Below are 23,282 nucleotides of genomic sequence, written 5' to 3' on the forward strand. Positions count from 1 at the left end.
GTATTTGTTTTTTTTGATACTTAAAAAGTCCTTTCCTTTGGAAAGAAAGGATTTAGGATGGGTTTTTTAACCACTCATACCATTTTTCCATACCTTCACCTTTGGTGGCAGACATTTCAAAAAACTGCAAATGAGGATTTACCTGCAATGCATAATTCTTTAATTTTTCAATATCAATATTAACATAAGGTAATAAATCCATTTTATTTATAATGCAAATATCTGCAGTATGAAACATATCAGGATATTTAATTGGTTTGTCTTCACCTTCTGTAGTGCTCAAAATTACAACGCGTTTGTTTTCACCTAAATCAAACATTGAAGGGCAAACTAAATTTCCAACATTTTCGATCATTAAAATTGAATTGTCTTTAATCTCAAGTTTTTTAACGGCATCATATACTACGTCACTTTCTAAATGGCAGCCTTTGCCGGTATTAATTTGAACTACAGGTATTTTAAGTTTGTCAATTCTGTTGGCATCGTTCAATGTTTGCTGATCTCCTTCAATAACATAAAAAGAAATGTCATTTTTTAAATCGGCTAAAGTACGTTCTAGAATTGAGGTTTTACCAGATCCGGGAGAGCTGACTAAATTTAACGCAAAAATATTTTTTGCTTCAAAATAGCCTCTGTTTCTTGCAGCTAAAACTTGATTGTTTTGTAAAATATCCTGCTCAATTTCTAACACTTTATGTTGATGATCATGAGTGTGATTATCATGATGATGTCCGTGTGAATGTGTGTGTCCATCATGATGGTGATGATTATGGTCATGAGAATGACCATGCTCGTCATGGTGGTGCTCACCATGAGTATGTTTATGTTCACCCGGTTTTAATATTGTTGGACCGTTATTGTCTGATCCACAGCCACAAGTTCCGCACATAATTTTAGTTTTGAATGATTTCTAAAGATTTTACTTTTAATTCCTTACCCTGAAGGATTCCTTTAAAATTGCTGTTGCATTTGGGGCAACAATCATAAATGTTTTCCATTTCAAATTCTGTATCACAATCTACACATTTACCTTTACCGTGAATAATAATAATTTTTTTTTCGGCATTTTCAAGAACACTGTCTTTTACTGCCATTTCCCATACAAAATTTAAAGAATCTAACTCAATACCTGATAAAACACCAATTTCCAGTTCTATTTTAGATACTTTATCGGCTTTTACTTTTGCTGTTTCATCTTCAGCAATTTTAACAATACTCATAGCTATAGATAATTCGTGCATTGTTGTTAAGTTAGATTACTCTCAAAATTACGAATTAAATAGTAGAATTAATAATTATTATAGAATACTAATAATTTTTGTAACAATTGTTACTAATATAGGAGTATTACATCTTATTTTAAAGCATTCTAAATTAGGATGTTAACGTTATGCGTATTAAAAAAAATTGTAATTTAGAATGTGACTTTTTTAAAGTTAAAGCAATAAGTTTTAAAAGTCTTTTTTAACTATCTAAAATTTTACCCTATGTCTATTAATAATGAGCAACGTAAAACATATTATGAGAGCATTATAAAGAATGGCTATAATCGTAGAGATTTTATGAAATTTACTACATATATGGCTGCTTTTATGGGCTTAGAATCTACAATGGTTGGGCAAATTGCAAAATCATTGGAAAATACACCTCGATTACCTGTTATTTGGGAGCATTATCAAGAGTGTACTTGTTGTAGTGAATCTTTTATAAGATCAGATCATCCAATTGTAGCTGATATTATTTTAGATCGAATTTCTTTAGATTATACATTAACCTTAATGGCTGCATCCGGGCATCAAGCCGAAGCTGCCAAACAGGAAACGATGAATAAATACAAAGGAGAGTATATTCTTTGTGTTGAAGGTTCTATTCCTTTAGGTGATGATGGTAATTATTGTTGTATTGCCGGTAAATCAGCAAAAGAATCATTTTTAGAAGCAGCTGAGGGAGCAAAAGCAATAATTGCTTGGGGTAGTTGTGCTTCTAATGGTTGTATACAAGCTGCAAAACCAAATCCAACAGAAGCCACTCCAATACATAAAATTGTAAAAAATAAACCAATAATCAGAGTACCGGGTTGTCCTCCTATTGGTGAAGTTATGGCGGGTATTATTGTTCATGTAGTGGCATTTGGTCGTTTACCTGAACTTGATCGTTTAGGGCGTCCTAAAGCATTTTATGCAAAACGTGTACACGATAGTTGTTATCGTCGTCCTTATTATGATGCCGGATTATTTGCTGAAACTTTTGATGATCATAACGCTAAAGAAGGTTATTGTTTATACAAATTAGGTTGTAAAGGGCCTATGACTTACAATTCTTGCGGAACTATAAAGTGGAATAACGGTGTTAGTTACCCAATTCAGTCAGGCCATGGTTGTATTGGTTGTAGTGAAGCTAATTTCTGGGATAATGGACCTTTTTATGAGAGAGCCACAAAAGTACCGGGATTAGAAGAAGAAGGACTTGCAGATGATATAGGAAAAGTGGCTGCCGGTGTATTAGCAGGTGGCTTAGCAGTACATGCTGTTGCGGCAAATATATCTAAACGCAAAGAACTAATGAGCAGAATTAGAAGAGGTAAGTCTAACGAAAAAAATATTGATTCTTAAAACTTAAAACAATGGCAAATAGAATAGTAGTTGATCCTGTTACACGTATTGAGGGTCATTTAAGAATAGAAGCAGAAATAAAAGATGGAAAAATAGTTGATGCCTATAGTTCAAGTACAATGGTTAGAGGTATTGAACAAATTGTTAAAGGACGTGATCCCAGAGATGTTTGGGCTTTTGTACAACGCACTTGTGGTGTTTGTACTACCGTACATGCATTAGCTTCAGTTAGAGCTGTTGAAGATGCTTTAGATATTGCAATTCCAGCAAATGCCGAAATGGTTAGAAATATTATGGAAGGTTCATTATATATGCACGATCATGTAGTTCATTTCTATCATTTACACGCATTAGATTGGGTTGATGTGGTGAATTGTTTAAAAGCCGATCCTAAAAAAACATCAGAAATAGCACAAAGCATTTCAAGTTGGCCAAAAAGTTCTCCGGGTTATTTTTCCGATGTTCAAAGAAGAATACAAAAATTTGTAGAAAGTGGTCAATTAGGAATTTTTGCTAATGGTTATTGGGGACATCCTCAAATGAAATTACCTGCTGAAGTTAATTTATTAGGAGTTGCACATTATTTAGAAGCCTTAGAATGGCAAAAAGAAATTGTAAAAATTCATACCATTTTTGGAGGTAAAAATCCACATCCTAATTATTTGGTGGGCGGTATGGCTTGTGCTATAAACTCTGAAAGTCCTGGAGGTTTAAATGCTGAAAGATTAGCAATGGTAGGTAAATTATTAAAAGAAGGAAAACAATTTGTTGAACAAGTTTATATACCGGATTTATTGGCAATTGCTTCATTTTATAAAGATTGGGGAGCAATAGGTAAAGGTTTTGGAAATTATATGTCTTACGGAGATTTTCCAACCAATGGTTATGCCGATTTATCTAGCTTTAAATTCCCACAAGGAGTTATTTTAGATAGAGATTTATCTAAAGTTCACGATGTAGATCATAGAAATGGAGATATAGAAGAGTTTGTGAATAATTCTTGGTACAATTATTCTGATGGTGACGATAAAGGAAAACATCCTTGGGATGGAGAAACAAATATCAATTATTCAGGACCAAAACCACCGTACGATTTCTTAAATGTTGAAGAAAAATACAGCTTTATAAAAACACCTCGTTGGAAAGGATTACCTATGGAAGTTGGTCCACTTGCACGCTTATTGGTTGGCTATGGTAGAGGAAATAAAGAAATACAAGATGCTGTAAATGGTGCATTAACTCATTTAGATGTGCCTGTTGATGCATTATTTTCTACTTTGGGTAGAACAGCTGCTCGTGGTATTGAAACGCAATTGGTTGCTAATTGGACAATGGGATTTTATGACACATTGATGAACAACATTAAAAATGGTGATGAACGTATGGCTAATATGAATAGTTGGGAACCAAAAACATGGCCTGCTGAAGCCAAAGGGGTTGGTTTTATGGAAGCTCCAAGAGGTGCTTTAGCACATTGGATTAGAATTAAAGACGGGAAAACTGCAAATTACCAACAAGTGGTGCCAAGTACTTGGAACGCATCACCACGTGATCCTAAAGGGCAACGTTCAGCTTACGAATCTACTTTAATAGGTACGCCTGTTGCTGATCCTGAATTGCCTTTAGAAATTATACGCACCATACATTCTTTTGATCCTTGTATTGCGTGTGCAGTACATTTATATGATGAACATGGAAATCATATTTCTCAAGTTCAAAATATTGCAAGTTGCGAACGTTAAAATGTAAGTTATGAAAACTAGAAACTTTAAAAGAGTGATGGTTTGGGAGCTGCCGGTTAGAATTTTTCATTGGTTAAATGTTCTATGTATAGTTGTTTTAACCATTACAGGTTTTTTAATAGCAAACCCTCCTGCAATTCTATCAAGTGCAGAAGCAACAAACTTACACACTTTCGGAATTATTAGATTTATTCATTTCACTGCTGCTTATATCTTCTTTTTTGTAATGATTTTAAGAATTTATTGGGCGTTTGTAGGAAACCAATTTGCAAGTTGGAGAGCCTTTTGGCCATTTACCAAAAAGAACTGGAATAACTTTTGGCATGTATTAAAAATTGATATATTTCTGCTAAATGAAGAAAAACACGATGTAAGAGATATAAGTATAGGTCATAACAGTGTAGCAACACTTTCCTATCTAGTGATGTTCTTTATAGCTCTAATTCAGGTATTTACAGGTTTTGCATTATATGCTGACATGTCAAGTTGGTGGTTACCAAAATTATTCAGTTGGGTAATACCTTTATTTGGAGGTGATTTTATGGTACGTACCATACATCATATTGCTATGTGGTTGTTCATATTTTTTAGTATGATTCATGTATATCTTGTGTTTTATCATGATTATATAGAAGGAAGAGGAGAAGTTTCATCTATGTTTGGAGGTTTTAAATTTGTAGATGAAACCAGATTAAAAAAGGCTGTTGAAGAATTGGATGAAGAAATAAAAACTGATTGATTTTTTTATACCCTTAGACTAAAAAGTAAATTCATTCTGCTGCCGTATTTTTAGGTTGAATGAATTTACTTTTAAAATTTAAATAAAAATGAATATAAAAGAAAGAACTCCGGTTGCCATAAGTAGCGACTCCTATTTTTTTGAAAAAGATAAATCTAGCAGTGTTTTAGTTATGGGTGTTGGTAATTATTTGATGGGAGATGAAGGTATAGGTGTGCATGTAATTCAGCAAATGGATAAGTTGAATTTACCTAAAAATGTAGATATTTTAGACGGAGGAACTGGCGGTTTTTTACTACTCAGTTGTTTTGAAGCCTATGCAACCATTATTTTTGTTGATGCTACTATGGATGGTAAACCAGAAGGAACAATTTCTTTAATTCGACCAAAATTTGCCTCCGATTTTCCTTCAGCATTAAGTGTACACGATGTAGGTTTAAAAGATATGATTGAAGCGGTTTATTTAATGGAAAAAGTACCTGATATTCATCTATTCACGGTTTCTATAAAAGAATTAACTCCAATGACTATTGAATTAAATCCAAAAGTTAAACAAGCAATACCTAAACTTATAGAGCAAATTTTAAAGTTATCAGAAGAACTTCAGCTAAAAAAATCGTAAATTTATAGTATTCTAAATAAGCTGTAAATAATATGCTGAAAACCTGTAAAATTACTTTTTCCGGACAAGTACAAGGTGTAGGTTTTCGTCCGTATGTTTATGGTTTGGCTACTAAATTTTCATTAAAAGGAACGGTTTCTAACAATGAAACAGGTGTTGTTATTTATGTAACAGGTTTAAAAAAATCTATTAAAAATTTCTATCAAAAAATATATCAATTTCCTCCTCCGGTCTCAAAAATAAAGCATAGTGAAATTGAAGAAGTTGATTTTATCTCATTTGAAGATTTTAAAATAGTGCCTTCTCAAAAAAACGGACAGTTAAATTTGCCTTTAACACCCGATTTTGCTATTTGCGATAATTGTAAAAAGGATATTGAAAATCCTGAAAACAGACGTTACCAATATCCGTTTACTACCTGTGTAAATTGTGGACCACGTTGGGCAATTACACAAACATTCCCTTTTGAAAGAAATCATACAAGCATAGACGATTTTCCAATGTGTGATGAATGCAAGGAAGAATATACAAATTCGATAAATAGACGATTTCATTCGCAAACTAATACGTGTAAAACTTGCGGAATTTCATTAAAATTAATTGATAATTCAGGAAAAAAACTTTCTGTTTCAAAAGCTGATGTATTCCCGAAAATAGCAAGTTTACTTTCTCAAGGAAAAATTATAGCCATTAAAAATACTAGTGGTTATTTGTTGTGCTGTAATGCTCAAAATGCGGAGGTTGTAACAAAGTTAAGAGCGAAAAAAAACAGACCAAAAAAACCTTTTGCGGTTTTATATCCTTCTTTAAAATTTTTACAAAAGGAATTAACTGTTACTGAAGCTCATATAAAATCGCTCACTTCTTCCGAGCGACCAATCAACATTATTTCTTTAAAAAATTATACAGGAAATATTGCTTTAAATGAAGTTGCTCCAGAATTAAATCAGTTGGGTGTAATGTTGCCTTATTCAGGTATTTTACAATTGTTAGCAAACAAATTAGAGTTTCCAATTGTAGCCACAAGTGGCAATATTCACGGCTCATCAATCATAAGTGAAAATGAAGAAGCAATTGAAAAATTAAGAGAAGTAGCCGATTATTTTTTACAGCACAATTTACAAATTATGCATCCGCAGGATGATTCCGTGGTAAAATTCAGTTATAAATTTGGTCAGGAAGTTTTATTTAGGCGTTCACGTGGTTATGCACCCAATTATTTGAATATTTCAATACAATCTGATGCTAAAATAATGGCAATGGGAGCACATTTAAAAAGCAGTATTGCCTTTTTGCCTAATGAAAATTTGTATGTAAGTCAGTATTTAGGAAACTTGGATAATTTTGATGTTTATCAACGTTTTTCTCAAACTTCCATATCCTTCATCAACATTTTTGAACAGCAACCAAACGTTGTTTTGGTAGATAAACATCTGCTATATAACAGCACACAGTTTGGAAAAGAATTGGCTTCAACAACACATTCAAAATTAGTAGAAATTCAGCATCATAAAGCGCATTTTACAGCTATTTTAGGCGAACATAATTTGTGGAATGAAAAAGTATTAGGTGTTATTTTTGATGGTACAGGTTATGGAGATGATGCTCAAATTTGGGGAGGAGAATTTTTTAATTATGAGAAGAATTCAATACAAAGAATCCATCATTTTGAGTATTTTGATTGGTTGTTGGGAGATAAAATGTCGAAAGAACCTCGCTTATCTTTGCTCTCTTTAGCTTTGCCAGAAATGGAACCGGTTTTAACTGAAAAATTTTCAGAAAAAGAACTGAAAACATATCAATATTTATTGAAAAACAATAAATTAAAAACATCTTCCGTTGGGCGGATTTTTGATGCGGTAGCTTCACTTTTAAATATATCGGATTTTAACAGTTATGAAGCTGAAGCTCCTATTTTATTAGAAAATCAAGTTGAAGATTATAGTGTAAACTCTTGTACGTGTTATTTGAAAGATTCCTCTATAATTTCAGCAAAAGAAATCATACAAAATGTGTATGTAGATGTTCTAAAAGGCGAAACAACCAGCCATATTATTGCAAACTTTTTATATACGTTGGCAAAAATCATTATTGAAATTGCCCAACTACATCATTATAAAAACGTAGCTTTAAGTGGCGGTATTTTTCAGAATACTACGTTGGTTGATATGCTTTTGGAATTAGCACCAAAAGAAATAAAATTGTATTTTCATAAAGATTTATCACCAAACGATGAAAATATATCTTTTGGACAAATGATGTATTACTTGAAAATTAAGAATTGAGAATTACGAATTGCTGAAAACTAAAGAATGAAGTATTTAAGTGAATATAGAAATTTAGAAGCCACCAAAAAATACTTGGACGAAATTCATAAAATTACCACTAGCGTATGGAATATTATGGAGATTTGTGGTGGACAAACACATAGCTTAGTTAAAAATGGGATTTTAGAATTATTACCCGAAAAAGTGCGAATGATTCACGGTCCGGGTTGTCCGGTTTGTGTAACACCACTCCATTTAATTGATAAAGCTATTGAATTGTTAGAGCAAGGTATTATTGTGTGTTCATTTGGCGATATGATTCGGGTCCCGGGAAGTAAAAAAAGCTTGTTAGAAGCCAAAGCAAACGGAGGTGATTTGCGTATTTTATACTCACCTATTGAAGCGGTTTCTATTGCAAAACAAAACCCTGATAAAGAAGTGGTATTTTTTGCTGTTGGGTTTGAAACTACAGCTCCGGCGAATGCACTTTCTGTATTGCACGCTGAAAAAGAAGGAATTACAAATTATTCAATTTTAACATCTCACGTATTAGTGCCTCCTGCGATGGAAGCCATTTTAGATGATGAATTGTGTACTATTGATGCTTTTTTGGGAGCAGGACACGTTTGTGCTATTATGGGAATGAAAGAATATTATCCGTTGGTTGAGAAATATAAAATTCCAATTGTTGTTACAGGTTTTGAACCGTTAGATTTGGTGCAAGGGATTTATATGGCAGTAAAACAGTTGGAAGAAGGCAATTATGAATTGGAAAATCAATATGCACGTGTGGTTAAAGAAGAAGGTAATATTCCGGCGATAAAAGTTATTCATCAGGTTTTTGAAATTGGAAATAGAGAATGGCGTGGCATTGGTGAAATTCCAAATAGTGGTTATGTAATTAAAGAAGCTTATAAAAAGTATGATGCTGAGGTAAAATTCAATATAAGTAATATAAAAGTACTTGAAAATTCAGCTTGTATAGCAGGTGAAATTTTACGAGGCATCAAAAAGCCATATCAATGCAGTCAATTTGCAAAAGTGTGCAAACCATCCAATCCGTTAGGAGCTCCAATGGTTTCTTCGGAAGGTGCTTGTGCAGCGTATTATCATTTTTCAAACAATTTAATCGATTAAAATGGATATAGAAAATTTAGGATTTGATACTATAAATTTAGGACACGGAAGTGGTGGAGAATTAACCAGAAAATTGTTGGATAACATCATTTTTAAAACATTCAGCAACCCATATTTAGATCAAAAACACGATGGTTCTATTGTAAAATTTGAAGGTGAAATTGCTGCTTCTACCGATAGTTTTGTAATAACTCCTATTTTTTTTAAAGGAGGAAATATTGGTGAATTGGCTGTTTACGGAACAGTAAATGATGTGGCTATGTGTGGAGCCATTCCTAAATATTTATCGTTGGCTTTTATTGTTGAAGAAGGGTTAAAAGTTGAAGAGTTTATTAAAATAGTAACTTCTATAAAAAAAGCAGCCGATGAAAGTGGAGTGTTAATTATTACCGGCGATACAAAAGTGGTAGAAAAAGGAAAAGGCGATAAAATTTTTATTAATACCACAGGTTTCGGAGAAGTGCATCCAAAGGCGAATATTTCAGTTCAAAATATAAAAGCAGGAGATAAAATTTTGGTGAATGGTTTTATTGCTCAGCACGGAATGGCAATTATGAGTGAGCGTGAAGGCTTGGAATTTGAATCGGATTTAGAAAGCGATTCCACTAATTTAAACTTTTTAGTTGAAGAGTTATTAGATAATTTTGGAGATAAAATTAAATTATTCAGAGATCCGACACGTGGAGGTTTAGGCACAGTTTTACACGAAATAGCTACAGATATTTCAAAAGGAGTATTTATAAAAGAAGCATTAATTCCTGTTGAAAAACAAGTAGCTGCAGCTTGTGAAATGTTAGGTTTAGATCCTATGTATGTGGCAAATGAAGGCGTTTTTTTGGTAGTTGTTGATTCAAGTATTGAAGCTGAAGTTTTAAAACTAATGAAAAACCATACAAAAGGCAAAAATTCAGCCATTATTGGAGAATTCACTAATGAACACCCTAATAAAGTAGTGATGGAAAGTTTGATTGGAGGTAAAAGAATTGTGAGTCCGTTAGTTGGTGAGCAATTACCCCGAATTTGTTAGCCCCCTAACTCCAAAGAGGAATCAAATTTAAGCTAAAAATTATGTCATTCTTGTAGAATTCTATCATTCCTACCTTCTCAGGAATGATAGGTGTGTAAGTATAAATTAATTAGCAATTGTCCAATATACACCAATAACCAATGCAAATAAGCCTCCGGCTAATCGAATACCTTTAAAAAAGGTATCGTTATGGTCTTGTTTAGAAAAATCGGCAATTTTACCAATAACAAATGCAAATGAAATCATAGCTATTAAAGTTCCAATTCCAAAACCAATAATATATTTTACAGAGTCCAATTTTGAGGTAAAACCTAATACAGGTAAAAACAGCAAAAAGTGAGCTACACCGGCTAATCCATGAATAAACCCAAAAGATAATGAGGCTATATTACCCTGTTTTAAATTTTTATGTTCGTGATTGTGTGTTTTATCGTGTTGATGTATATGTTTATGCTTGTGAATTATTGGATTTCCGTCGCTATGAACATGTGTATGTTTATGGTGTTTATCTTTTTTAAATATTTTATAAAGTACCCATAAGCCTAAAACAATTAAAATAATTCCCACAAATTGCTCACTATGCTCTGAAATTTTTTCAACAGGAATTAATTCTTTAAAAGCTAAAAATAAAACACCAATAGAAAGCATTCCTAATAAATGTCCGATTCCCCAAAACAAACCAACTTTCCAAGCTTTCTTTTTACTCTCAATAGCAAAAGGTGTTACGGCTGCTAAATGATCGGGTCCTGAAATAACATGTAGCATTGCCGCTAAAATACCGGCAAATAAAGGGAAAGTTAGCTCCATTAAGTTTGAATTTGATAGTATAAATTTAATGATTTTTTTTAAGTAATAATTTAAACTGAAATTAAAATTTTAAAAATGGATTAAAGTTAAATAAATGAGTAAAATTTAGTTAAAATAATAATAAAAGCAGATTCAATCAATAGAGTTGATAATAAATCAAAATAATTATTAAAATTAATTTAAATATTATATTTTTGATACTCATATTAACCAAACTAATAAATTGTATTATGAAAAAAAGTTATCTTTTATTTTCAATTGTGTTTTTGCTTTTGAATTCTTGTGACAAGTCTGATTTTATAGAAGAAGTTGCTAATAGCGAAGAAGATGTTATTGCTGCAAAAAGTACAGCATCTAACAAATCATTTATGGTTGTTTCTAAATCCGAAACATTATCCAAAGAATTACTATCATCTGTAAAAAAATACGGAGAAATTATTAGAACAATTCCGGAAATTGGAATTTTAGTTGTAAAACCTTCAAATGCTAATTTTGAAAACGAGGTTGCCAATTTAGATGATGTTAAATCGGTAATTCCTGATTTAACTGTAGATTGGATTGAACCTGTAGATGTTGATCCTTTTGCAAATCCTATCAGTATAGGAAGCGATGAACCATATTTCTTTTATCAATGGGGAATGGACGCTATTGATGCACCTGAAGCTTGGAATGTTGGCTATCAAGGCGAAAATGCTAAAGTATTTATTTTAGATAGTGGTATTGATGCTGAACATCCTGATTTAGCGTCTAATTTAAATACCGAACTTTCAGCATCATTTGTTGAAGGCGAAGATTGGAACATACAACCTGGATTTTATTTTAATCATGGTACTCATGTTGCCGGAATTATTGCTGCAGCTGATAACTCTTTTGGAGTAATTGGTGTAGCGCCTAAATCAGAAATTGTTGCAGTTAAGGTTCTGTCAGAATTTACAGGAAGCGGTCCTTTTAGTGGTATAAATGCCGGAATTGTTTATGCAGCAAATAATGGTGCAGATGTAATAAATATGAGTTTAGGGACTACGTTAAATAAAGATGGTAAGTTTTATGATGAAGAAGGTAATTTAACTGCAAAAATACCTTCAAAATATATACAGGAAATTATTTATGCACAACAGAGAGCAATTGATTATGCTTTTAAGAAAGGTGTTACAATAATTACATCAGCGGGTAATTCAGGAATGAATGGAGACGGTAATGGTTCTACAATTGTTTTACCGGCAGATTTAAATAATGTTATCTCAGTATCAGCAACAGCTCCCTTAAACTGGGCGTTGGATACATCAACAAATTTAGATGAACTAGCCTCATATTCAAATTACGGAAATTCGTTAGTTGATTTAGCAGCTCCTGGAGGAGATTTTGATTCACCATATAGTTTCTATTATTATGATATGGTTTTAAGTACTATTAGTAATGGTTGGTCTTGGTCAGCAGGAACAAGTATGGCATCACCACATGTTGCAGGTGTTGCAGCTTTAATTATTGGTAAAAATGGGGGAGAAATGAACCCTCATGAAGTTGAAAAGAAACTTTTTGAAACTGCTGATAAAATTGATAAAAATAATAGTGCATATTATGGATATGGACGGGTAAATGCTTTTAAAGCGGTGACTGAATAAACTTATTGAAAAATTTTTAAAACAAAAAAGCCGAAACAAATTGTTTCGGCTTTTTTTGTACCGAAAGAGAAATGACTGTTAAAAAAACATATGCGAATTAACCAAACTTCTAAAGATATTGTCACAAGGGATTTACAAACATTAGAAGAAATGGGAGTTTTTATTGTAAAAGGTAGTGGTAGAAGCACTCACTATGAATTAAATTTGGGCAGGTAGTTAACTGGATATGATAAGATAAACCAATGTTTTACTGTAATTTGTCTATATAATCGTTAAAAATGTAAAATTGGTGATTATATTCACCAATTACCCTATTTTTTGGTGAATAGAAAAATACTTTAGTAAAAATTTGTGGTAGGTAGCATTTTTCATTACTCTTATAAAAATTTTACTAAAATAAATTAAAAAAATGCACTTCAGGTGATTGTATTCCCTAAAAAGCATTACTTTTGGGGAATATAATCACTAAAAGTTATGATCCAACGAGAGTTAAGTGCTGCCATTGAGAGTAAATTTGGGAAAGGAAAGGCTATTATAATAATTGGCCCAAGACAAGTTGGAAAAACAACATTATGTAAAAGTATCCTTGAAAATAAAGAACATTTATTTTTAGATGGGGATGATCCAACTGTTCGAAATATTCTTACAAATCCAAAGTAAAGGTGAGAATTTAATACTCTCGGATTTCTTCGGGGTTTACAATTACAAACTCAGTTCTTCTATTTAATTGATGCTCTGCTTCAGTACAAGGAACATCATTCGCACATTTATTTACTAATTCAGTTTCCCCATAACCTTTTCCAGTAATTCTAGACGGATCTATACCTCTTTCTATAATCCAATCTATGGTTGACTTAGCTCTTCTATCTGATAAATCTTGATTATATTTGTCATGAGCTCTACTATCTGTATGCGAGCCTAAATCAATTTTTAATTTAGGATATTTCTTCATTATTCTAACAACCTTTTCGATTTCAATAGCTGCATCTTGTCTAATAAATGATTTATCTAAATCAAAATAAATAGGATTAATATTAATCATTAACATACCTCTTACATTTACAAACTCATTAGTTCCTAAATTTAAGTTCAAAGCTAATTCTAGCTCATTAACATTAGAAGTTGTAAATGTTACCATATCTTCAATATAATCTTGTTTAGAACCAACTACTTTATAAGCTGTATTACAATTAACTTTAAAACTAAATGTAGCATACTTATCAGCAATAGTACTTTCTAAAACAACACCTTTTTCATTAATTAAATCTACTTTAGCACCAGGCAATAAAGCTCCAGATTCTTTCTCCCTAACAATTCCTTCAGCAATTTGATTACATTCAAAAACAACTGGAGTTAGTTCTTCAAAATAATAAATATCATCATCTCCTTTTCCTCCAATTCTATTTGATGAAAAATGACCTACTCTTTTATTTTTTTGAAATACAATATTAAAATCATCCTTATCACTGTTGATTGGAAAACCTAAGTTTTGGGGTTTTTCCAATACCTTGCCATTTGTTAATTTAGTAACATATATATCTAAACCTCCATAACTATTTTTATAACCATTTGATGAATAATATAAAATATCATTACCATCTATATAAGGAAACATCTCTTTTTTGTTTGAATTTACTATAGGCCCTAAATTTTGAGGGCTTCCATAAGTTCCGTCATTATATATCTCTACAACATAAATATCTGTTAACCCGTAGCCCCCAGGCATATCTGAAATAAAATATAATTTATCTTCTTTTTCATTTAAAACTGGATGACCTGTTTGATAGTTGTCACTATTAAACGGCATAGGTTTTATATTCTTCCATTTTCCATCATCCCCTATTTTAGCTACATATAACTGGTTTAATATCCAACCAACTGTATCCTTTTTAATTTTATTGTCTAAATAATTATCTCTTGTAAAATAAACAGTTTGTAAATCTTTTGTAAATGATACATTGGATTCATGATACTTTGTATTTATTGTTTTTGAAAACCTTTCTATATTAATAATATCTCCATTTTCAACAACTTTCCCCACATACAATTCTAAAAAAGGCTGTTTATTACCAAACCAAACTCTTTTTCTAATAGATTTATCTTTCCTTGAAGATGCAAATACAGCTAAAGAATCCCCATAATAAGTTACACCAAAATCTTGATATTTTGTATTTTTAGAAATATTTCTAATTGTATAATTAATATCTTGAGCATTTAAAAATGATACACAAAATAATAGTAATATTAAAGTAATTTTATTCATAGTATATATTCTAAATTTAGAAGAATCTTGGACTTTTTATCATTTTCCTATTAAAATCAAACAAGAGCATTATTTCATGTGAGCCTGAATTATAATTGCCAAATCTTGTTATTGTATAGTCATAGGAATATCCAATTCTAAAATCATTATTAACATTTAAACCTATCATTCCGCTTATAGAATCATCTATTCTATAAGATAAACCTACTTCAAATTTTTCATCAAGTAATATATTACCAGATAAATCTACAGATAATGGAGCTCCAGAGACTGCTTTAAACATAAAAGATGGTTTAAATTTTAAATTATCGGATAAATCAAATACTAAACCTGAAGTTAAGAAATAATGCATTTTTTCTGAAGCTGTACTATAAATTCCTTTATTTTTTTCAAGATATCTTGTTTCTAAAAAGTTAGGAACAGATAGTCCAACATAAAATCTATTAGTATAATAATAAATACCCGCTCCAAAATTTGGAGAAACTTTATTAATTGGAATATTTAATGGGTCTCCATCTTCTACCTGATTTACCTCTCTAACATCTAAGAAACTAACACCGCCTTTTAATCCAAAAGCCAACCTCCCTTCATCTGATGTAAAAATTGTATATGAAAAATCTACATACACATTATCTTCTTTTACCGGACCTATTTCATCATGAATTACCGAAAAACCCAATCCAACAAATTTACCAATGGGAGAATGTATAGAAAGAGTAACAGTTTGTGGTGCTCCATCAACCCCAACCCATTGAGATCTTCCTAATAACCCGATGCTTGTAACCCCTTTAGAACCAGCATATGCAGGGTTTAATACATTCATATTGTACATATATTGTGTGTATTGTGCGTCTTGCTGACCAAAAATAGTTGTTATAGATAATAACGTTAAAACGCCTAATAGTAATTTTGTTTTTTTCATAAATTAATGTTTTTATCTCCTTAAATAAATCCAACCAACTTCTGGCTTTCTCTCATTATTGTTAAAGTAAATTGTATAGAAATAAGTTCCTACTGGTAATTTACCCTTACCTACATTCCATCTTCCGTTAGATGTTCCATCAAACCATTCTGGTGTTTTATTTGGGTTACCATTATGCTTATACTTGTAAACTATATTACCCCATCTATTAACAATTTCCATACTAAAGTTAGGGTACAACACTTCTAAATATTGAATACCTAAAACATCATTCACACCATCTCCATTAGGAGTAAACCCTTCTGGTATTGTCAATAATATAATTGGCTCTGTTGTTACTTGAGCTCTATCATCTTCATAGAAATCATAATTTCCAGGAGTTGAATCTATATCAAATTCGTTGGCCGCAGTTATCTCAGCAATGTTTGTCCAGTCTCCAGTAGTTAATGCAATTGCAGTTATAGTTAACGTTTCCGAAGTATTACTAGTTATATTACCTATATTCCATATTCCGGTTGTCTCAGCATAATTACCTGTTGTTGCTATATAATTGACAAATGTATAACCTGAAGGTAATAAATCTGTTACTTCAACTCCTGTGGCATCACTTGGCCCGTTATTAACTACTATAATAATAAATTCAACTTCAGTATCTGCAACTGGCTCTAAATCATCAACATCTTTTGTTAATTCCAAATCTATAACTGGTATTGGTGTTATTGCCAAACAAGCTGAATTATTAGAAAGATTAGGATCTGTTTGGTGTAAGTTACTAATTGAAGTACAGTTTATATAATCTCCAAATGCATTAACATTTACATCTATTAACAATATTTCTGTATCTCCTTTTAATATGTTTCCTATATTCCATAAACCTGTTACTTCACTATATGTACCTTCTGTTGAACTATAATTTACAAATGTATAACCTGAAGGTAATAAATCTGTTACTTCTACTTCATTAGCATCAACTGTACCATTATTGGTAATTCTAATTTCAAAAGTAACTTCTGTTTCAACTTCTGGGTTAACATTGTCTGCAACTACAGCTTTAGTAATACTTAAGTCTACCTCACTATTTGGAGTTACAGAAGCACACCCAAAATCATCTTCAGTAGCATCACCATTTCCGGGAGTTGAATCAACATCCATTTCATTAGCCGTTGTTATTTCTGCACAGTTCATGTATTCTCCATTTTCTAACACAATAACATCTACCAATAATACAGCTGTATTGTCTTTTTCAATAAATCCAATATTCCATAATCCAATTAAAGGATTATATGTACCAATTGTAGAACTATAATTGACAAAATCATAACCAGACGGTAATAAATCTGTAACCTGAACACCTGTTGCCATTGCTGCACCATCATTATAAACTCTAATTTCAAAAGTTACTTGGTTTCCAACTTCCGTAGAAGTAATATCGTCTACAACTGTTTTTGTTAATCTTAAATCCACAACAGGCACAGGTACTGTTATTGCACTTGCTTGATCATTTTCAGACGGATTATTATTTCCATGTATAGAATTTGGATCTCCTTGATCTGCAGAAACAATTTCGGCTATATTAGTATAATCTCCAAAATTATTTACAGTAGCTGTTATTAACATAGTTGTGCTTTCTAAATAATCTAAAGCTCCAACGGTCCATAAACCTGATACGGCTTCATAACTTCCTTGATCAACTACTGCTGGTATTAAACTATTCATTGTATAACCCGTAGGTAATTTATCTACAAGATTAATTCCTGTTGCATCACTTGGCCCATTATTTGTTATTGTAATTGTAAATACAACATCTTCTCCTACAATTGGTGTCTCATTATCTACCGTTTTAGTAACAAATAATGCTGCTAATAAACCTTCTTCACTTGTATCTGTTGAGGTATTATTACTTAAGTCTGGATCTTCAATATCTGAAAATGCTGATGCAATATTTATAATTTGTCCAGTAAAATAACTTGGCACATCAATATTAACAGTATAAACCATAGATTCTCCACTTTCTAATACTAAAATAGTATTATTTAAATCACCTGTTCCACTTGTTCCATTCCCAGTCCAAGAAACAATACTTGCTGGTAATCCTGAAGGAACATTATCAATTACTACTACATTAGTAGCGTCTGATGGCCCATTATTAGTAACAGTAATAACATATACAGATGTTGTACCGGCTACATAACCATCACTACTATCAGTTTTTATAACAGAAATATCTGCTTGAGGAATCATTTGTATTATTATCAACGCACTATTTGATTCGTTCCCATCATTATCTTCAATAGTATAGCTAACAGGTGTAGGATTTGTAATAAATTCAACTATAGGAATAAAAGTAACTACTCCTGTTACTGAATCTACACTCCATGTTCCTTCTCCTGGAACATCAAAACTTGTAACATCTCCATTTACATCTGTCACAATACTTGTTGCTGTTCCTAGAGGTATTAAACTAACAGTAGTTGGATCTAAAATACCGTCTGGGTCAGAATCTGCTCCATATCCATTATCAGCTAACGGGTTAACCGAAACAGGTTTGCCTAGCTCATTTCCTGTACTTAAATCATTCACAGCTACTGGGAATTCTACAGCATAACCCACTGTTACGGTAGCTTCATTCGACACATTGCCATTAGTATCTTCTACAGTATAACTTATTGGTGTTGGGTCTCCTGTAAATCCTGCTTCAGGCGTAAAAGTAATTCCTCCGGTTGTTGAATCTATACTCCATGTACCTTCTCCTGAAACAGCCAAGTCTTCTTCTGGATTGGTGGTTCCTACTATTTGAACTGTTGTTGGATCTAATAAACCTTCTGGATCATTATCATTTCCTAAAACATCTACAAATACTGGACTGTTTGTTACGTTTCCTATACTACTATCATCTATTGCTAATGGTGATTGATTAACTATTAATTCCACTTGAATATTACCTGTTGGATTAGGATCGAATTGATCTCCTTCAGCTGAGGTTGCTATATTCGTAATCTCATCTCCGCTTGTTCCTATGTTTACTCTTGCATCAATCGTTAAGGTGGCTACAGCTCCATTTGTTAAATTTCCAATATCCCAAACACCTGATCCATTATTAAATGTTCCTTCAGCAGTTGAATGATTAACATAAGTTAAACCTACTGGTAAGTTATCTGTTAAGCTAACTCCTGTTGCTGTACTTGGTCCATTATTAGCAACAGTAAGTATATAAGTAACTATTTCACCTTCATTTGGTATTGGATTACTTACTGTTTTTGTTGTTACTAAATCTGAATCACCAGATAAAACATTTATTAATATTTGTGTAGTTGAACAATTTGCTATTGGCGTATCATCATCACAAATTGTATAATTAAATGAATCTATACCTATAAAGTTTAATGCTGGTGTATAATCAAACGTTCCATCTCCATTACTTACTAAAATTCCTCCATTTGTACTTATTGTATCAAAATTTGTAATAGTAACGTTGTCTAAAGTATTATCGTTGTCTAATACATTTGCTGTTGTAAAACCAATGTTCATCTCTGTAGTTTCATTATCTACAACTGCTACCGGATTACCTTCATCGGTTACATTCACAAACACTGTTGCTGTTGAACAGGTTGCTATTGGTGTATCATCATCACATATTGTATAACTAAATGAATCTAATCCTGCAAATCCTACTGCTGGTGTATAGTCAAACGTTCCATCGTTATTATCTATAATTGTCGCTCCATTTGCTCCTGTATAAACAAAACTTCCTGTTGAATATGTAGCATCATCTGATAGTGTATCATTTGAAAGTGCATTTATTACTGTTGCAACCGTAGTGTCTTCTGTTATTGAAACATTATCATCAACTGCTGTTGGGTAAATATCATCAGTTACTGTAATTGTCACTATTGCTGTTGAACAACTTGCAATTGGTACATCATCATCACAAATTGTATATGTAAATGTATCAATACCTGCAAATCCTATCGCTGGTGTATATTCAAATGTTCCATCTCCATTACTGGTTACTGTTCCGCCTTCTGTACTTGCTGTATCAAAACTTGTAATTGTTGCATTATCTACAACACTATCATTGTCTAATACATTTCCTGTAGTTACTGGAACATCTTCTGTTGTACTTGCAGAATCATTCTCTGTTATCGGATCTCCTTCATCTTCTACAGTTACTGTTACAGTAGCTGTTGAACAGCTTGCTATTGGCACATCATCATCACATATAGTATAAGTAAAGGTATCTGTTCCTACAAATCCTGTTGGTGGCGTATAAGTAAATGTTCCATCATTATTATTTATCACAGTAACTCCTTCTGAACTTACTGGATTCCCAGAGTTGATTGTTGCATTGTCATCCATTGAATCATTTAAAGTAACATCAATAGTTGTTACTGGTATATCTTCTGTAGTAGTTACAGTATTATTAACTGCTAATGGATTTCCTTCATCTATTACTGTAACTCTTAAGTTTGCCTCATTTGAAGTTAAACCATCATTATCTTCAACTGTATATGTTAAAGTAGCATCTCCTACATAACCAAGAACCGGTGTAAAGGTTACATCTCCATTACTTGCTACTTCCCATGTTCCTTCAGCTGTTGTAATACTATTATCTATTGCTAATGTTGTTGGGTTTAAATCTACTGTTGATGAATCAATTGTTCCATCTGTATCTGTATCGGTACTTGTAACATTAAATGTTACAGGAATATCTTCTGTTGTTGTTGTACTGTTTATATCTGCTATTGGAGCATCGTTTACTGGAGTAACAGTAATTGTTACATCTGCAGTATCCGTTAATAAACCATCTGTTAACGTATATGTAATAGTTGGTACTGACCCGTTATAATCTGCTACTGGTACAAACGTTAAACTTCCATCTGAACCTATTGTTATTGTTCCTACATTTGGAATTACAACTGAAGTATCTGAACCGGATATGATTGAATAAACAGTTCCGCCAATAATAAACTGACTTACTTCCAATGTATCCATATCTAAATCACTATCTACTCCATTACCATTACTTCCTGTTATAATATTTCCTGTTATTGTTGCTTCTTCTACCCCTGAAAAACTATCATCAGTTGCTACTGGTGCATCATTCACATTTTGAACATCTACATCTATCCTCGCTGAACTACACGTTGGTATAGGTGTATCATTATCACAAATAGTATATTCAAAAGAATCTGTTCCTACATAACCCGCAGCTGGTACATAATTGAAAGTTCCGTCTAAATTATCTACAACCGTTCCTCCATTGCTTGTTGTTGTTTCAAAACTACTTAAAGTAGCTCCATCAATTAAAGTATCATTACCTGACCAATCTAATCTATTGATTGTACTATCCTCATCTACAATATAGGTTCCATCATTTACGGCTAATGGTGTTCCTGCGTCTGATACTGTTACACTTACTGTTCCTGTTGAACAACTTGCTGTTGGTAAATCATCATCACATATCGTATAGGTAAAGGTATCTACACCTGCAAATCCTGTGGCTGGTGTATAGTCAAACGTTCCATCTCCATTACTTACTAAAATTCCTCCATTTGTACTTATTGTATCAAAATCTGTAATAGTAACGTTGTCTAAAGTATTATCGTTGTCTAATACATTTACTGTTGTAACAAGTGTATCTTCTATTGTACTTGCTGTATCATTAACTGCTACCGGATTACCTTCATCGGTTACATTCACAAACACTGTTGCTGTTGAACAGGTTGCTATTGGTGTATCATCATCACATATTGTATAACTAAATGAATCTAATCCTACAAATCCTACTGCTGGTGTATAGTCAAACGTTCCATCGTTATTATCTATAATTGTCGCTCCATTTGCTCCTGTATAAACAAAACTTCCTGTTGAATATGTAGCATCATCTGATAGTGTATCATTTGAAAGTGCATTTATTACTGTTGCAACCGTAGTGTCTTCTGTTATTGAAACATTATCATCAACTGCTGTTGGGTAAATATCATCAGTTACTGTAATTGTCACTATTGCTGTTGAACAACTTGCAATTGGTACATCATCATCACAAATTGTATATGTAAATGTATCAATACCTGCAAATCCTATCGCTGGTGTATATTCAAATGTTCCATCTCCATTACTGGTTACTGTTCCGCCTTCTGTACTTGCTGTATCAAAACTTGTAATTGTTGCATTATCTACAACACTATCATTGTCTAATACATTTCCTGTAGTTACTGGAACATCTTCTGTTGTACTTGCAGAATCATTCTCTGTTATCGGATCTCCTTCATCTTCTACAGTTACTGTTACAGTAGCTGTTGAACAGCTTGCTATTGGCACATCATCATCACATATAGTATAAGTAAAGGTATCTGTTCCTACAAATCCTGTTGGTGGCGTATAAGTAAATGTTCCATCATTATTATTTATCACAGTAACTCCTTCTGAACTTACTGGATTCCCAGAGTTGATTGTTGCATTGTCATCCATTGAATCATTTAAAGTAACATCAATAGTTGTTACTGGTATATCTTCTGTAGTAGTTACAGTATTATTAACTGCTAATGGATTTCCTTCATCTATTACTGTAACTCTTAAGTTTGCCTCATTTGAAGTTAAACCATCATTATCTTCAACTGTATATGTTAAAGTAGCATCTCCTACATAACCAAGAACCGGTGTAAAGGTTACATCTCCATTACTTGCTACTTCCCATGTTCCTTCAGCTGTTGTAATACTATTATCTATTGCTAATGTTGTTGGGTTTAAATCTACTGTTGATGAATCAATTGTTCCATCTGTATCTGTATCGGTACTTGTAACATTAAATGTTACAGGAATATCTTCTGTTGTTGTTGTACTGTTTATATCTGCTATTGGAGCATCGTTTACTGGAGTAACAGTAATTGTTACATCTGCAGTATCCGTTAATAAACCATCTGTTAACGTATATGTAATAGTTGGTACTGACCCGTTATAATCTGCTACTGGTACAAACGTTAAACTTCCATCTGAACCTATTGTTATTGTTCCTACATTTGGAATTACAACTGAAGTATCTGAACCGGATATGATTGAATAAACAGTTCCGCCAATAATAAACTGACTTACTTCCAATGTATCCATATCTAAATCACTATCTACTCCATTACCATTACTTCCTGTTATAATATTTCCTGTTATTGTTGCTTCTTCTACCCCTGAAAAACTATCATCAGTTGCTACTGGTGCATCATTCACATTTTGAACATCTACATCTATCCTCGCTGAACTACACGTTGGTATAGGTGTATCATTATCACAAATAGTATATTCAAAAGAATCTGTTCCTACATAACCCGCAGCTGGTACATAATTGAAAGTTCCGTCTAAATTATCTACAACCGTTCCTCCATTGCTTGTTGTTGTTTCAAAACTACTTAAAGTAGCTCCATCAATTAAAGTATCATTACCTGACCAATCTAATCTATTGATTGTACTATCCTCATCTACAATATAGGTTCCATCATTTACGGCTAATGGTGTTCCTGCGTCTGATACT

The 23,282-nt window shown here is 32.4% G+C and carries 16 protein-coding genes; 10 read left to right on the forward strand and 6 right to left on the reverse strand.

Annotated elements, in window-relative coordinates; all coding sequences use genetic code 11:
• Positions 1-52 precede the first annotated feature (52 nt).
• Both hypB and hypA read right to left on the reverse strand, forming a co-directional pair.
• Positions 53-889 carry a hydrogenase nickel incorporation protein HypB gene (gene hypB / locus HGB55_RS06690; protein WP_168815872.1) on the reverse strand — a complete coding sequence of 279 codons (837 nt, stop codon included), beginning with the start codon at positions 887-889 and terminating at the stop codon, positions 53-55.
• Between the two features lie 4 nt (positions 890-893).
• Positions 894-1,241, reverse strand: a complete 348-nt coding sequence (gene hypA, locus HGB55_RS06695) for a hydrogenase maturation nickel metallochaperone HypA (protein WP_168815874.1) — start codon at positions 1,239-1,241, stop codon at positions 894-896.
• 246 nt (positions 1,242-1,487) lie between these two features.
• Here hypA and HGB55_RS06700 point away from each other — a divergent pair, with 246 nt between their 5' ends.
• The 7 genes from HGB55_RS06700 (at position 1,488) to hypE (ending at position 10,146) form a co-directional block, all read left to right on the forward strand.
• On the forward strand, positions 1,488-2,612 hold the full coding sequence (locus HGB55_RS06700) for a hydrogenase small subunit (RefSeq protein WP_168815876.1): 1,125 nt from the start codon (positions 1,488-1,490) through the stop codon (positions 2,610-2,612).
• Between the two features lie 11 nt (positions 2,613-2,623).
• Complete coding sequence (locus HGB55_RS06705; RefSeq protein WP_168815878.1) at positions 2,624-4,354, forward strand: nickel-dependent hydrogenase large subunit; 1,731 nt, start codon at positions 2,624-2,626, stop codon at positions 4,352-4,354.
• 10 nt (positions 4,355-4,364) lie between these two features.
• Positions 4,365-5,093 (forward strand): Ni/Fe-hydrogenase, b-type cytochrome subunit, encoded by a 729-nt coding sequence (gene cybH, locus HGB55_RS06710; RefSeq protein WP_168815879.1) that lies wholly within the window; start codon positions 4,365-4,367, stop codon positions 5,091-5,093.
• Positions 5,094-5,181: 88 nt separating this feature from the next.
• The gene (locus tag HGB55_RS06715; protein WP_168815881.1) at positions 5,182-5,715 is read left to right on the forward strand and encodes a hydrogenase maturation protease; all 534 of its coding nucleotides are present in this window, start codon (positions 5,182-5,184) and stop codon (positions 5,713-5,715) included.
• Positions 5,716-5,747: 32 nt separating this feature from the next.
• Complete coding sequence (hypF, locus tag HGB55_RS06720) at positions 5,748-8,000, forward strand: carbamoyltransferase HypF (RefSeq protein WP_168815883.1); 2,253 nt, start codon at positions 5,748-5,750, stop codon at positions 7,998-8,000.
• A 27-nt stretch (positions 8,001-8,027) separates the two neighbouring features.
• A complete protein-coding gene (gene hypD / locus HGB55_RS06725) occupies positions 8,028-9,119 on the forward strand; it encodes a hydrogenase formation protein HypD (protein WP_168815885.1) in 1,092 nt (363 codons plus the stop codon).
• Position 9,120: 1 nt separating this feature from the next.
• On the forward strand, positions 9,121-10,146 hold the full coding sequence (gene hypE, locus HGB55_RS06730) for a hydrogenase expression/formation protein HypE (RefSeq protein ID WP_168815887.1): 1,026 nt from the start codon (positions 9,121-9,123) through the stop codon (positions 10,144-10,146).
• Between the two features lie 105 nt (positions 10,147-10,251).
• On the opposite strand, the gene HGB55_RS06735 is transcribed toward hypE, so the two are convergent.
• Complete coding sequence (locus tag HGB55_RS06735) at positions 10,252-10,953, reverse strand: sulfite exporter TauE/SafE family protein (RefSeq protein ID WP_168815889.1); 702 nt, start codon at positions 10,951-10,953, stop codon at positions 10,252-10,254.
• 230 nt (positions 10,954-11,183) lie between these two features.
• Between HGB55_RS06735 and HGB55_RS06740 the strand changes: the two genes are divergently transcribed.
• From HGB55_RS06740 to HGB55_RS06745, 3 genes are all read left to right on the forward strand, one after another.
• Positions 11,184-12,575 carry a S8 family serine peptidase gene (locus HGB55_RS06740; protein ID WP_168815891.1) on the forward strand — a complete coding sequence of 464 codons (1,392 nt, stop codon included), beginning with the start codon at positions 11,184-11,186 and terminating at the stop codon, positions 12,573-12,575.
• Positions 12,576-12,665: 90 nt separating this feature from the next.
• Positions 12,666-12,791 (forward strand): hypothetical protein, encoded by a 126-nt coding sequence (locus HGB55_RS15580; protein WP_256368416.1) that lies wholly within the window; start codon positions 12,666-12,668, stop codon positions 12,789-12,791.
• Positions 12,792-13,049: 258 nt separating this feature from the next.
• Positions 13,050-13,235 carry an AAA family ATPase gene (locus tag HGB55_RS06745; protein ID WP_168815893.1) on the forward strand — a complete coding sequence of 62 codons (186 nt, stop codon included), beginning with the start codon at positions 13,050-13,052 and terminating at the stop codon, positions 13,233-13,235.
• A gap of 10 nt (positions 13,236-13,245) precedes the next feature.
• Here HGB55_RS06745 and HGB55_RS06750 read toward each other — a convergent pair whose 3' ends face one another.
• The 3 genes from HGB55_RS06750 to HGB55_RS06760 form a co-directional block, all read right to left on the reverse strand.
• Entirely contained in the window at positions 13,246-14,838 is a 1,593-nt protein-coding gene (locus tag HGB55_RS06750) for an OmpA family protein (protein WP_168815895.1), read from the reverse strand.
• 16 nt (positions 14,839-14,854) lie between these two features.
• Positions 14,855-15,760, reverse strand: coding sequence for a type IX secretion system membrane protein PorP/SprF (locus HGB55_RS06755; protein ID WP_168815897.1), 906 nt, complete (start codon positions 15,758-15,760; stop codon positions 14,855-14,857).
• A gap of 12 nt (positions 15,761-15,772) precedes the next feature.
• Positions 15,773-23,282: Ig-like domain-containing protein (locus tag HGB55_RS06760; protein ID WP_168815899.1), on the reverse strand; the 7,510-nt coding region annotated here is incomplete at its 5' end.

It is taken from the genome of Lutibacter sp. B1, assembly GCF_012524075.1.
GTDB lineage: Bacteria > Bacteroidota > Bacteroidia > Flavobacteriales > Flavobacteriaceae > Lutibacter.

Excerpts from the sequence above, each read along its gene's own strand:
- hypB (WP_168815872.1), bottom strand. The coding sequence starts at position 889 with ATGTGCGGAACTTGTGGCTGTGGATCAGACAATAACGGTCCAACAATA.
- hypA (WP_168815874.1), bottom strand. The coding sequence starts at position 1,241 with ATGCACGAATTATCTATAGCTATGAGTATTGTTAAAATTGCTGAAGAT.
- HGB55_RS06700 (WP_168815876.1), top strand. The coding sequence starts at position 1,488 with ATGTCTATTAATAATGAGCAACGTAAAACATATTATGAGAGCATTATA.
- HGB55_RS06705 (WP_168815878.1), top strand. The coding sequence starts at position 2,624 with ATGGCAAATAGAATAGTAGTTGATCCTGTTACACGTATTGAGGGTCAT.
- cybH (WP_168815879.1), top strand. The coding sequence starts at position 4,365 with ATGAAAACTAGAAACTTTAAAAGAGTGATGGTTTGGGAGCTGCCGGTT.
- HGB55_RS06715 (WP_168815881.1), top strand. The coding sequence starts at position 5,182 with ATGAATATAAAAGAAAGAACTCCGGTTGCCATAAGTAGCGACTCCTAT.
- hypF (WP_168815883.1), top strand. The coding sequence starts at position 5,748 with ATGCTGAAAACCTGTAAAATTACTTTTTCCGGACAAGTACAAGGTGTA.
- hypD (WP_168815885.1), top strand. The coding sequence starts at position 8,028 with ATGAAGTATTTAAGTGAATATAGAAATTTAGAAGCCACCAAAAAATAC.
- hypE (WP_168815887.1), top strand. The coding sequence starts at position 9,121 with ATGGATATAGAAAATTTAGGATTTGATACTATAAATTTAGGACACGGA.
- HGB55_RS06735 (WP_168815889.1), bottom strand. The coding sequence starts at position 10,953 with ATGGAGCTAACTTTCCCTTTATTTGCCGGTATTTTAGCGGCAATGCTA.
- HGB55_RS06740 (WP_168815891.1), top strand. The coding sequence starts at position 11,184 with ATGAAAAAAAGTTATCTTTTATTTTCAATTGTGTTTTTGCTTTTGAAT.
- HGB55_RS15580 (WP_256368416.1), top strand. The coding sequence starts at position 12,666 with ATGCGAATTAACCAAACTTCTAAAGATATTGTCACAAGGGATTTACAA.
- HGB55_RS06745 (WP_168815893.1), top strand. The coding sequence starts at position 13,050 with ATGATCCAACGAGAGTTAAGTGCTGCCATTGAGAGTAAATTTGGGAAA.
- HGB55_RS06750 (WP_168815895.1), bottom strand. The coding sequence starts at position 14,838 with ATGAATAAAATTACTTTAATATTACTATTATTTTGTGTATCATTTTTA.
- HGB55_RS06755 (WP_168815897.1), bottom strand. The coding sequence starts at position 15,760 with ATGAAAAAAACAAAATTACTATTAGGCGTTTTAACGTTATTATCTATA.